The organism is Tenacibaculum xiamenense, from assembly GCF_964513065.1.
In the GTDB taxonomy this organism is placed as follows: domain Bacteria; phylum Bacteroidota; class Bacteroidia; order Flavobacteriales; family Flavobacteriaceae; genus Polaribacter; species Polaribacter xiamenense.
The window spans coordinates 403,714-416,268 of the sequence record NZ_CAZEQU010000042.1 but is presented as its reverse complement, the minus strand read 5'-3'; the positions used below and the strand labels follow the sequence as shown (position 1 = coordinate 416,268).

The 12,555-nt window shown below is 33.8% G+C and carries 12 protein-coding genes and 1 riboswitch; of the genes, 1 reads left to right on the top strand and 11 read right to left on the bottom strand.

Annotated features, from left to right (window positions below; all coding sequences use genetic code 11):
• Positions 1–17: 17 nt before the first annotated feature.
• The 3 genes from thiC to ACKTTV_RS21430 form a co-directional block, all read right to left on the bottom strand.
• Positions 18–1,877, bottom strand: coding sequence for a phosphomethylpyrimidine synthase ThiC (gene thiC / locus ACKTTV_RS21440; RefSeq protein WP_408032923.1), 1,860 nt, complete (start codon positions 1,875–1,877; stop codon positions 18–20).
• A 42-nt stretch (positions 1,878–1,919) separates the two neighbouring features.
• On the bottom strand, positions 1,920–2,120 hold the full coding sequence (gene thiS, locus ACKTTV_RS21435) for a sulfur carrier protein ThiS (RefSeq protein ID WP_408032922.1): 201 nt from the start codon (positions 2,118–2,120) through the stop codon (positions 1,920–1,922).
• A 62-nt stretch (positions 2,121–2,182) separates the two neighbouring features.
• Positions 2,183–2,277, bottom strand: a riboswitch (TPP riboswitch).
• Positions 2,278–2,420: 143 nt separating this feature from the next.
• Positions 2,421–2,765, bottom strand: coding sequence for a winged helix-turn-helix transcriptional regulator (locus ACKTTV_RS21430; protein ID WP_408032921.1), 345 nt, complete (start codon positions 2,763–2,765; stop codon positions 2,421–2,423).
• A gap of 133 nt (positions 2,766–2,898) precedes the next feature.
• On the opposite strand from ACKTTV_RS21430, the gene ACKTTV_RS21425 reads away from it, so the two are divergent.
• Positions 2,899–3,765, top strand: coding sequence for an MBL fold metallo-hydrolase (locus ACKTTV_RS21425; RefSeq protein ID WP_408032920.1), 867 nt, complete (start codon positions 2,899–2,901; stop codon positions 3,763–3,765).
• Positions 3,766–3,819: 54 nt separating this feature from the next.
• Here the strand turns inward: ACKTTV_RS21425 and ACKTTV_RS21420 are convergent, their stop codons facing one another.
• From ACKTTV_RS21420 to rpsD, 8 genes are all read right to left on the bottom strand, one after another.
• On the bottom strand, positions 3,820–4,773 hold the full coding sequence (locus tag ACKTTV_RS21420) for an arginase (protein WP_408032919.1): 954 nt from the start codon (positions 4,771–4,773) through the stop codon (positions 3,820–3,822).
• 116 nt (positions 4,774–4,889) lie between these two features.
• Positions 4,890–6,176, bottom strand: a complete 1,287-nt coding sequence (locus tag ACKTTV_RS21415; RefSeq protein ID WP_408032918.1) for a citrate synthase — start codon at positions 6,174–6,176, stop codon at positions 4,890–4,892.
• A 350-nt stretch (positions 6,177–6,526) separates the two neighbouring features.
• On the bottom strand, positions 6,527–7,279 hold the full coding sequence (locus ACKTTV_RS21410; protein WP_408032917.1) for a hypothetical protein: 753 nt from the start codon (positions 7,277–7,279) through the stop codon (positions 6,527–6,529).
• 311 nt (positions 7,280–7,590) lie between these two features.
• The gene (gene eno / locus ACKTTV_RS21405) at positions 7,591–8,880 is read right to left on the bottom strand and encodes a phosphopyruvate hydratase (protein ID WP_408032916.1); all 1,290 of its coding nucleotides are present in this window, start codon (positions 8,878–8,880) and stop codon (positions 7,591–7,593) included.
• Positions 8,881–9,007: 127 nt separating this feature from the next.
• Positions 9,008–10,114 (bottom strand): glutamine-hydrolyzing carbamoyl-phosphate synthase small subunit, encoded by a 1,107-nt coding sequence (gene carA / locus ACKTTV_RS21400; protein WP_408032915.1) that lies wholly within the window; start codon positions 10,112–10,114, stop codon positions 9,008–9,010.
• Between the two features lie 100 nt (positions 10,115–10,214).
• Positions 10,215–10,697 (bottom strand): 50S ribosomal protein L17, encoded by a 483-nt coding sequence (rplQ, locus tag ACKTTV_RS21395; RefSeq protein ID WP_408032914.1) that lies wholly within the window; start codon positions 10,695–10,697, stop codon positions 10,215–10,217.
• A gap of 60 nt (positions 10,698–10,757) precedes the next feature.
• Entirely contained in the window at positions 10,758–11,750 is a 993-nt protein-coding gene (locus tag ACKTTV_RS21390; RefSeq protein WP_408032913.1) for a DNA-directed RNA polymerase subunit alpha, read from the bottom strand.
• 98 nt (positions 11,751–11,848) lie between these two features.
• Positions 11,849–12,454 carry a 30S ribosomal protein S4 gene (gene rpsD, locus ACKTTV_RS21385; RefSeq protein WP_408032912.1) on the bottom strand — a complete coding sequence of 202 codons (606 nt, stop codon included), beginning with the start codon at positions 12,452–12,454 and terminating at the stop codon, positions 11,849–11,851.
• Positions 12,455–12,555 lie beyond the last annotated feature (101 nt).

The following is a 12,555-nucleotide window of genomic DNA, read 5'->3' as shown; positions in this document are numbered from 1 at the left end:
AATTATAATCTTATGTTCTATAGATAAACCTCTGAACCTTTTGTTTTAAATTCTTCAGATTTTTCCTTCATTCCTTCTGAAATAGCCTCTTCTGCAACAAGCTCTTTCTGAGCGGCATAATCACGTACTTCTTGACTTATTTTCATTGAACAGAATTTCGGTCCGCACATAGAACAGAAATGCGCAATTTTTGCTCCTTCTGCTGGTAGCGTTTCGTCATGATATTCTCTTGCTAGTTCCGGATCTAAACTCAAATTAAATTGATCTTCCCAACGGAATTCAAAACGAGCTTTACTCAAAGCATCATCTCTATGCTGCGCTCCTGGATGTCCTTTTGCTAAATCTGCTGCATGAGCAGCTAATTTATAAGTAACAACTCCAGTACGTACATCATCCCTATTTGGTAACCCTAAATGCTCTTTCGGAGTTACATAACATAACATTGCTGTTCCGTACCATCCAATCATTGCTGCACCTATTCCCGAAGTAATATGATCGTATCCTGGAGCAATATCAGTTGTTAAAGGCCCTAAGGTGTAGAATGGAGCTTCTCCACAAGCTTCTAATTGCTTATCCATATTCGCCTTAATCATGTGCATTGGTACGTGACCAGGTCCTTCAATAAAGCACTGAACCTCATGCTTCCATGCTATTTTCGTTAACTCTCCCAAAGTTTCTAGTTCTGCAAATTGAGCTTCGTCATTAGCATCTGCAATACAACCAGGGCGTAACCCGTCTCCTAAAGAGAATGCAACATCATACGATTTAAGAATTTCACAAATCTCCTCAAAATGAGTATATAAGAAACTTTCTTTATGATGCGCTAAACACCATTTAGCCATAATCGACCCTCCACGAGAAACAATTCCCGTAATACGTTTCGCCGTCATTGGTACATAAGCTAATCTTACTCCAGCATGAATAGTAAAATAATCAACACCCTGCTCTGCTTGTTCGATCAATGTATCTCTAAAGATCTCCCATGTTAAATCTTCTGCAATTCCGTTTACTTTTTCTAAAGCTTGATAAATTGGAACAGTTCCAATTGGTACTGGTGAATTACGAACAATCCACTCTCTTGTTTCATGGATATTTTTACCTGTAGATAAATCCATGATATTATCGGCTCCCCAACGACAAGCCCAAACGGCCTTCTCTACTTCCTCTTCAATTGAAGAAGTTGTTGCTGAGTTACCAATATTTGCATTAATTTTCACCAAGAAATTTCTTCCTAAAATCATAGGTTCCGCTTCTGGGTGGTTTATATTAGAAGGTATTACAGCTCTTCCTCTTGCCACTTCTTCTCTTACAAATTCAGGTGTTATTTTTTCTGGAATACTCGCTCCAAAATCTTGTCCTGGATGTTGTTTTGAAAGGCGTGTCATTTCATCTATTCGTTGATTCTCACGAATAGCAACATATTCCATTTCAGGGGTAATAATTCCTTGTTTTGCATAATGTAACTGCGTTACATTTTTTCCTTCCTTCGCTCTTTTAGCTTTATGCTTCAGGTTAAATCGTAAGTGATCTAACTTCTCATCTTTTAATCGTTCGTTACAATATTCAGAAGTAAATTCATCCAATTCTTCAACATCACCTCTATCTAAAATCCATTGTTCTCTAATACGTTCTAATCCATTGTGAATATTAATCTCTTTATTCGGATCTGTATATGGACCCGAAGTATCATAAACAGTTACAGATTCATTTGGAGTTCTTTTTTTAGTCATTGAATCCACTGTATCGTGCAATTCAATTTCTCTCATCGCTACATTAATATGTGGATGAATTTCTCCAGGAACGTAAATCTTTTTTGAATTAGGAAACGGATTTCTAGTTACTCCGTCTTGCTTTGGGGCTGTATCTTTTTTCTTCATTATAAGGTTATTAGTTTTTGTCCAGTTTATATTTATAGAAAATTATCCTCCCTGAGTAGATCGGATGATTAATACATTGTCGTTATTTTGAAGTTTATGGTTGCTCCAGTCATCTTTTTTAACAACGTTGTTGTTGATGGCAATAGCAATTCCATTATCAGAGATTTCTAGTTCTCTAACAAGTCCTTTTACGGATAAGTCTTCTGAAATTTCTTTAGCGCTTTCGTTTACTTTTATAATCATTGAATGAATATTTAAGCAAACTATAGAAGTAAAATAGACCTTATACAACCTATTTATATGAGTGTAGTATCTCAACTTTTCCCTACGCCGGTGTTAACCATATCAGGTTCTAAGGATATTTCTCAAACTAGTGAACTAGCTACTCCTAAAGTTTACATTTGCAAATATAACTTATTATTCAGTTACGTTCTTCTTTTTCTTACTCATTTTGTTTAGAATAAAAAGAAGGATCTATTATAAACTATATATTTATCTATTTTAATTAGAGCAATTACAGTAACCCTAACCTTTATTTATTACTTAAACCAAGTTCGATTCATCGATTGCTTGTTTTGTTTTTTCAAATTTCACTCCCCAATTGTATAATGGATTTAACGCATTCATTAAATCCTGACCTAAATCTGTAATGGAATACTCTACACGTGGTGGTACTTCTGGATATATTTTTCTTTCTATAATACCATATTGTTCTAACCCCCTCAATTGATTGGTTAAAACCTTCTCTGAAATGTTTTCACATGCAACTTTTATTTGACCATATCTTAAAGGGCCATCCAATAATCTAACCAGAATAAAAAGCTTCCATTTTCCACTTATAATCTTCACAGCATTATCTAAAGGGCAATAGGTGATTTTTTTTTCCATTTTTTTTATCTCGTATCACTTTTGTTTCTAAAAAACTAACCAAAAGGTAAGTTTTACACCAAAAAGTAACGTATTGTTTATGTAAATATCTAAATCTAATTTTACTAATAAATAATGAAATTATATATAAAAAATGAAGAAAATTTTTCTAATAAACCTACTCTTTCTAACTCTCTTTTTTTCATGTGCTAACCTAAAAAAAACTTCTTTATCCAATAGTTCTTTTCAATTTATAAGACAAGCTACTTTTACATTGACAATAGGATCGAAGAAAATTTTGGTAGACCCTGTTCTTTCGAAACAAGGAGAACTAGATCCTATTCCTTTTTCTAACGATATTAGAAATCCAAAAAACAAGTTACCAATATCCGCTGAGAAAATAATTAACAACTCTGATGCTATTCTTATTACTCATTACCATCCTGATCATTTTGATACCGCATCTGAAATCCTTATTCCTAAAAATAAAAAGATATTTTGTCAGCAATATGATTTAAAAAAACTTATTTCCAAAGGATTTACAAATGTAACGAGCATAAAACATGAAATTGAATGGGAAAACATAAAAATTAAAAGATTCAGCGTGCGACATCACAAAGGCGCCACAGGAGCTCCTCCTTTTGGTGAATCTTCCTCTTTTTCTATATCAAATAATGAAAAAACAATATTTGTTACTGGAGATGCAATTTTAGATTCAAGTTTGGAGCATGCCTTAACCCTTACAAATCCAGATTTCATAGTTGCCAATACTGGCGAATGCAGTTTTTCCATAATGAACCCTGTTCTACCACCAGGAACTCATATGACATTAACTAAGGAAGAACTTATAAGTATTTCGGAAAAGTACAATGCAGCTAAGATAATTGCCATTCATATGGATGCCATTAATCATTGTAGTTTATCGAAGGAAGATTTGAAGCGATACGTTTCTTTACAAGAAAGCAGTATACAAGAACGGTTTAAAATTCCGAATGAAGGAAAAATTATTAGCCTTAATTAGACCTTTTTATAAAACAAAAGAAGCCTTTTAAAAGGCTTCTTTATTTATTTTATTTTAAAGAGCTTCAATATCCTCTGTTATAGACTCTAGTACGTGAAAGGCTGTTTCAGCCATTTTATTTCCTTTTTTGTCTAGTAAAGGATTCACTTCTACAAATTCAACACAAGCCACTTTTTTACTTTGCAATAGTAATTTTATAATATCAATAACTTCAAACTCATCAAATCCTTTTGGAACCGGAGTTCCAGTACCGTAAGAAATCATATCACAATCCATGGCATCAACATCAAAAGAAACGTAAAGAATATCGCAATTACTTAATTTTTCCAGAGCTTCTTTCACACAAGTTTCAATTCCACGATGACGAACTTCGGCAACCATATAATTTTTGATTCCGAACTTTTCCATTTGTTTATCTTCTGGTTCTTCAGTATCGCGTACACCAAAAAATACGATATCTTCTCCCAGTACTTTTTGACCTGGAGTACCAATATTTTTCATTCTATCCCAAAATGCAGTTGTTTCTCTATCTACATCATTTATTTGGCAATCGAAATTATCATCTGCAATTGCCGCTGCTAATGGCATACCATGAATATTTCCTGATGGCGAAGTATATGGTGAATGCAAATCTCCATGAGCATCAATCCAAATGACTCCAACTCTTTCTGTAGGGTTTGCAGCTTTTACTCCACTTATTGTTCCTAAAGCTGATGAGTGGTCGCCTGATATTACCACTGGAAACTTTCCTTCTTGAAGATTTACTTTTACATGATTTGAAAGTCGTTTACATTGATTGAAAACATTTTCTATTCGTTTTCCAAAAGAGTTATTCTCTTTATTGTAAATAGATTCATTTTCGGTAATTACATCTTCAAAATCATATCTATCGAAATAATTACTTCCTTTATTAATCGCTGCTATTTCAATGGCATCAATTCCCATATCGGAACCCCGCGTTCCAGCCCCAATATCTGACCGGTTTTTAATTATCTTAATTTCCTTCATCCCTAAAATTTTAAAGCTTATTGAAGCTGATGGAAATGATCAAATCTTTTCTTCCCTCTCTTCAATAAAAAAATGCCATTTAAATATTTAAATGACATTCGGTTATTGGTTATTTTTTATCTGTCCTCTAACTTAACAAATGATCTTTCGTTTGCTCCAGTATAAACTTGACGAGGTCTTCCAATTGGCTCTTTGCGTAATCTCATCTCTCTCCATTGTGCTATCCAACCTGGTAATCGTCCAAGCGCAAACATTACCGTAAACATTTCAACAGGTATTCCCATTGCTCTATAAATAATTCCTGAATAGAAATCTACGTTAGGATATAATTTTCTGTCTACAAAATACTGATCGCTTAAAGCTTCTTTTTCTAAACCTTTTGCAATATCCAATACTGGATCTTCAACTCCTAAATCTCCTAAAACTTCATCCGCTGCTTTTTTGATTATTCTAGCTCTTGGATCAAAGTTTTTGTAAACACGGTGTCCGAATCCCATTAAACGGAAAGGATCAGCCTTATCTTTAGCTTTCCCCATGTATTTTTTAGTATCTCCTCCATCTGCCTTAATTGCTTCTAACATTTCTAAAACCGCTTGGTTTGCACCTCCATGTAAAGGTCCCCAAAGTGCAGATATACCTGCCGATAAAGATGGGAATAATCCTGCATGTGAAGAACCAACAACTCTTACCGTAGAAGTAGAACAGTTTTGCTCGTGATCAGCATGTAAAATTAGAAGTTTATCTAACGCATTTAACAAAATAGGATTGATATCATACTCGTCATTAGGCTTTTGGAACATCATTGTTAAGATATTTTCAACATACCCTAATTTACGAGAACCATAGTGCAATGGCATTCCAGTCTTCTTACGCATAGTCCAAGCAACTAATACTGGAAACTTACCCATTATTTTTACGATAGCATTGTACATCTCTTCGTCCGAATCAACGTTTACAGACGAAGGGTTAAATGCAGTTAACGCTGATGTTAATGAAGATAAAATCCCCATTGGGTGTGCATTCTTTGGAAATGCATCAATAATTTTTTTAATATCATCATCTACAATGGCATTATCTAAAATATCATTGTAGAACTTGTCTAATTGTTCTTTTGTTGGTAACTCACCAAAAATTAATAAGTAAGCAACTTCTAAGAAATCTGCCTTTTCAGCCAATTCTTCGATTGAATACCCTCTATATCTTAAAATACCTTTTTCTCCGTCTAAAAATGTTATAGCACTTTGGCAAGAACCTGTGTTTTTGAAACCTGGATCAATAGTAACTACTCCACCAGTAGCACCTCTAAGAGTTTTTATATCAATTGCAGTTTCATTTTCTGAACCTTTTACTAAAGGAAATTCATACGTGCTTTCGCCAATTTGTAGTTTTGCTATATCTGACATTTTGTATCTTAATTTTTTATAATTGTAGTCACTGGCGAAGATACCATTTTTTATAAAATTTTGAAAGCTGCAAGGGATAGATTTTTATCATTTACACATAACATTATTTTATAATTATCAGACATAAAAAAGACCTTATAAATGAAGTTCAAATATATGCTTTCCAACAACCAAATAATTCTATCTCATACCCAATAAAGAAATCGAATCGCCTTACATAAATTCAAATTTCCCTACTACTAAGTGATACTTGCTTCTTATGTTAAAAAAAGATCGCTGAAATTCAACTTTCAGCGATCCTTTATTATTACAAACAATCCAATATTTTAAATAAAAGCTAAGCTAATTGCTTAGTTAGTATATCTTTTAGTTCCATATTTCCTAACTAAATCCTCATTTTTATTTCCTGAAAGATCAGCTATAAACCTCACTGTTTTCATTGAGTTTTCAACAGATATTCCATAAGGACTAGAAAATGGATTCATTGGGAAGCCAATCATATAGACAAGAGAACTTCCAGGTGTTAATGTTCTCTTAGCTTCTGGTACATCATGAAACACTAATCGGGCGATATAATATGAGTCTGCACCGTTACCAAGTGGAACTTCGACAAAATCTTGTTGAGGATGCCCGTGACCGTCGACATTGTTTAAAATAGAAACATGTCTTTCTCCACTGGTATTTTTTGGCCCTACAAACATAAAAACCGCCGCATCAACATGCATTGATTCTTGAGAACGGTTCGTAAATGTATATTTATATCGCTTATACCAAGATCCGCCTGTACTACTAACCTCTAGAGTAAGTGGTACATTGGAAACATAATCCTTAAAATCATTTAGTTCATCTAATACGGGATTTGGTCCTGTTAAAGTATGATCTCCTGGGATAGGAATGGATTCACCCCAAATCTCATAATTCACTGGCCATGGAACTTGATCAAATGCATCGGGTCCATTAAATAGTAAATTTTTGTAATTCGTATCATTTTCTATTGATTTATTCGATAAAGAATGAGGTAACATACTCTCATCTTCGTTTCCTGAGCATGAAGTCAGGCAAATAAATGCACTAATTAAAAAGTATTTTAGAAGGGTTTTCATTTTATTGTTTTTTATTAATTCATATTAAAGTGGATTGATTGTTCTTTTTAATTTACAATACTTCTATTCTATCAAAAAATATTCTATCTCAACAACACTAAAAAAATCACAGTCAACACAAAACAAAACACAAGCAACTGACAAACAACAAGTTAATTACCGAGAACCATAAAATATATTCTAACCAAGATACCTCTATATAACAATTGAATTGTAGAATTGCATGAAATAAAAAAGACCTCAGAAAATTATTTTCTGAGGTCTTAAATTCTATTCTTGTAAGAAAAACTTTACTTCAAAGATTTTCTGGTTTATTTTACTTTAAATGCTCTTTCTTGAGGATAATAAGCTACATCAGCTAATTGCTCTTCAATTCTTAATAATTGGTTGTATTTAGCCATACGATCAGAACGAGATGCAGAACCTGTCTTTATTTGACCTGTGTTTAATGCTACCGCTAAATCAGCAATAGTATTATCTTCAGTTTCACCTGATCTATGACTCATTACAGATGTATATCCTGCATTATGTGCCATGTTTACGGCTGCAATAGTTTCTGTTAACGTTCCAATTTGGTTTACCTTAATTAAGATTGAGTTTGCAATTCCATTTGAAATTCCACGAGATAAACGCTCAACGTTAGTAACGAATAAGTCATCACCAACTAATTGTACCTTATCTCCAATTTTCTCCGTTAATGATTTCCAACCATCCCAATCGTTCTCATCCATTCCATCTTCAATAGAAATAATTGGATACTTCTCTGCCAATTCGGCTAAGTAAGAAGCTTGCTCTTCAGAAGTTCTTACAGCTCCGCTATCTCCTTCAAACTTTGTATAGTCGTACTTTCCATCTACATAGAATTCAGCAGCTGCACAGTCTAAGGCGATCATCACCTCTTCTCCGAACTTATACCCAGCATTTTTAGTAGCCAAAGCAATCGTTTCAATAGCATCTTCTGTTCCTTCTAAAGTTGGTGCAAAACCTCCTTCGTCTCCAACAGCTGTAGATAAATTTCTGTCGTGTAATACTTTCTTTAAGTTATGGAATATCTCTGAACCAATTTGCATTGCTTCAGTGAAGTTTTTTGCCTTTATTGGCATTACCATAAACTCTTGAAAAGCGATAGGTGCGTCAGAGTGAGACCCTCCATTAATAATGTTCATCATTGGTACAGGAAGAGTGTTCGCTGAAACTCCACCTACGTAACGATATAAAGGTAAGCCTAATTCATTTGCTGCTGCTTTCGCCGCTGCTAGAGAAACTCCTAAAATAGCATTTGCTCCTAATTTAGATTTGTTTGGAGTACCATCTAAATCAATCATGATTTTATCAATCGCGTTTTGTTCGAAAACAGAAACCCCTAAAAGCTCTTCAGCAATAAGCGTATTTACGTTTTCTACTGCTTTTGATACACCTTTCCCCATATATGAATCTCCTCCATCACGTAATTCAACTGCTTCATGCTCTCCAGTTGATGCTCCCGATGGAACCGCTGCTCTACCCACAACTCCATTTTCAGTAGTTACATCTACCTCTACAGTAGGATTTCCTCTTGAATCGAAGATTTGACGTGCGTGGATGTTGATTATAATACTCATAGTGTTTATTTGTTAGTAATTTCTGGTAGCCAAGTTACAAAATACTACCTGTTAATTGTTTTAATTTATTATGATTTTGCGAAAACGTTGTCAAAGTGAAATTCCCACTGTTAGGTGGGAATTTATACTATTTTGTTTTCTTAATATTTTCAATAAATTGATCGAATAAATACTCTGCATCATTCGGTCCTGGGCTCGCTTCAGGGTGGTACTGAACTGAAAATACATTTTTGTTTTTCATCTTAATCCCAGCAACAGTATTGTCATTTAAGTGAACATGTGTTATCTCAACATCAGGATGTGCTTCTGTTTCTTCTCTATTGATGGCAAAACCATGATTTTGAGATGTAATTTCACCTTTTCCTGTTACTAAGTTTTTCACTGGATGATTAATTCCTCTATGCCCGTTGTGCATTTTATAAGTAGAAATACCATTAGCTAAGGCAATTACTTGGTGACCTAAACAAATACCAAATAAAGGTAAATCTTTCTCTATAATTTGTTTTGCTGTGTTTTGAGCATCTACTAAAGGCTCTGGATCACCAGGACCATTAGAAATAAAGTATCCATCAGGATTAAATGCGCTTAAATCTTCGAAACTTGCATTAAATGGATGTACTTTAATATAAGCTCCTCTTTTAGCTAAGTTTCTCAATATATTTTTCTTAATACCTATATCAATTGCTGAAATCTTAATTGGTGCATCTTCCTCTCCAACGAAATATGGTTCTTTAGTTGAAACTTTAGAAGCTAGTTCTAACCCTTCCATACTTGGAACTTCTTTCAACTGCTTTTTCAATTCTTCAATATTATCTACTTCAGTAGATATGATCGCATTCATTGCGCCATTATCTCTAATGTATGATACTAACGCTCTTGTATCAACATCAGATATAGCTACTAAATTATGCTTCTCAAACCAATCTTTTAAATTACCATTAGAGTCAGGTCTTGAATGTGTGAAACTGAAATTTCTACAGATTAAACCAGCAATTTTAATTCCTTCTGATTCAACTTCTCTATCATTTACTCCATAGTTACCAATATGAGCGTTTGTAGTAACCATTAATTGTCCGAAATACGATGGGTCAGTAAAAATCTCTTGATATCCTGTCATCCCAGTATTGAAACAAATTTCTCCAGTTGCTGTTCCTTCAATCCCTACAGATTTACCATAAAAAATTGTTCCGTCAGCTAGTAAAACTAAAGCCTTTTTTCTCGATTGATATTTCATTTAGTGTATTCTAAAATAATTCGGTTGCAAAAATATTTAAAAAAAAGGGATAAACATTAAATGTTTATCCCTTTTATATGATATATAAAAATTTTCATTTTTATTCTTCTTCTTGTGACGCTTGAGTTTCAACCGCTGCGGCAGCTGCCTCAACGTTCTTCTTTCCACCTCTACGGCTACGACGAGTAGACTTCTTAGCCTTGTTTCCTTTAGGATTGTATAACTCGTTGTAATCAACTAATTCAACCATTGCCATAGGAGCGTTATCTCCTTGACGGTTTCCTAATTTGATTATACGAACATACCCACCTGGACGATCACCTACCTTTACTGAAATTTCTTTGAAAAGCTCAGTAACAGCATACTTATCACGTAAATAACTAAATACTGTACGACGATTGTGAGTTGTATCAGACTTAGATTTTGTAATTAAAGGCTCTACAAATCTACGTAATGCTTTGGCTTTAGCCTCAGTAGTGTTGATTCGTTTGTGCTCGATTAAAGAACAAGCCATGTTTGCTAACATTGCCTTTCTATGAGCAGTTTTTCTTCCTAAATGATTGATTTTCTTTCCGTGTCTCATGACATTTGGGTTTATCTTTCATCTTGCTTCAACTCTTTATGAGGAGCAAAATATGAAAGGTTAATCTCTATCTAATTTGTATTTGCTTAAATCCATTCCAAAATTCAATCCTTTGTTATGCACTAACTCTTCTAATTCAGTTAATGATTTTTTACCAAAGTTTCGGAACTTCATTAAATCACTCTTATTAAATGATACCAAGTCTCCTAAAGTATCTACTTCTGCAGCTTTTAAACAATTTAAAGCACGTACTGACAAGTCCATATCAACTAACTTAGTCTTTAACAACTGACGCATGTGTAATGATTCTTCATCATATGTTTCAGTTTGTGCAATTTCATCAGCCTCTAAAGTGATACGCTCATCAGAGAATAACATAAAGTGGTGAATTAAAATTTTTGCAGCTTCTGTTAAAGCATCCTTAGGATTGATTGATCCATCAGTATCAATATCGAAAATTAATTTTTCGTAATCAGTCTTTTGCTCAACACGGAAGTTTTCAACAGCATATTTTACATTCTTAATAGGAGTGTAAATTGAATCTGTAAAAATAGTTCCTAATGGAGCACCAGCTCTTTTGTTTTCTTCAGCTGGAACAAAACCTCTACCTTTTTCGATAGTGATTTCAGCGTTTAAATTCACTGATTTATCCATGTTACAAAGCACTAAATCAGGATTTAATACTTGGAAACCTGAAATAAATTTTTGTAAATCTCCTGCTGTTAATTGCTCTTGTCCTGAAATAGCAATAGAAACAGTTTCTCTATCAGACTCTTCAATTTGTTTCTTGAAACGAACCTGCTTTAAGTTTAAGATGATTTCTGTAACATCTTCCACTACTCCTTCTATTGTTGAGAACTCATGATCTACTCCATCAATACGTAATGATGTAATTGCAAATCCTTCTAAAGAAGATAATAATACTCTTCTTAAAGCGTTACCAACAGTTAATCCAAAACCTGGCTCAAGTGGTCTGAACTCGAATCTTCCTGAAAAATCAGTAGATTCAATCATTATTACTTTATCCGGTTTTTGAAAGTTTAAAATTGCCATGTGTTTTTCTTCGTTTTAATTGTTATTCGGTTGCGCGGTTTATAAGATTGAAGAGGTTCGAATAAACCCTTTGGCCAAATACCAATATGATTAATTTATTACTTAGAGTATAATTCTACGATTAATTGCTCTTTAATGTTCTCTGGAATTTGAAGTCTTTCTGGAACTTTTACAAAAGTACCAGCTTTTTGATCAGCATTCCAAGATAACCATTCGTAAACATTGCTGTTAGAAGCCAATGCATTTTCGATAGCCTCTAAAGACTTAGACTTTTCTCTTACCGCTACAACATCTCCAGCTCTTAATCTGTATGATGGAATGTTAACGATGTTTCCGTTAACTGTAATGTGACGGTGAGAAACTAACTGACGTGCTCCTCTTCTAGAGTTAGAAATACCTAAACGGTAAACAACGTTATCTAAACGAGACTCACATAATTGAAGTAATACCTCACCAGTAATTCCTTTAGATGCAGATGCTTTTTTGAATAAGTTACTGAACTGACGCTCTAAAATTCCGTAAGTATACTTAGCTTTTTGCTTTTCACTTAACTGAATTGCATATTCAGATTTCTTACCTCTTCTCTTTCCAGCTCCGTGCTGTCCTGGAGGATAGTTTCTTTTTTCAAAGCTCTTGTCCTCTCCGAAAATTGCTTCACCAAATTTACGAGCAATCTTAGTTTTTGGTCCTGTATATCTTGCCATTTCTTAAAAATTAAGCAGGGATTATGAATTAAGGCTTACTCCTTCGATAATCGTTTTCCTGCTAGGTTAAAATTTATACTTGTTATTAAACAAAGTATAAA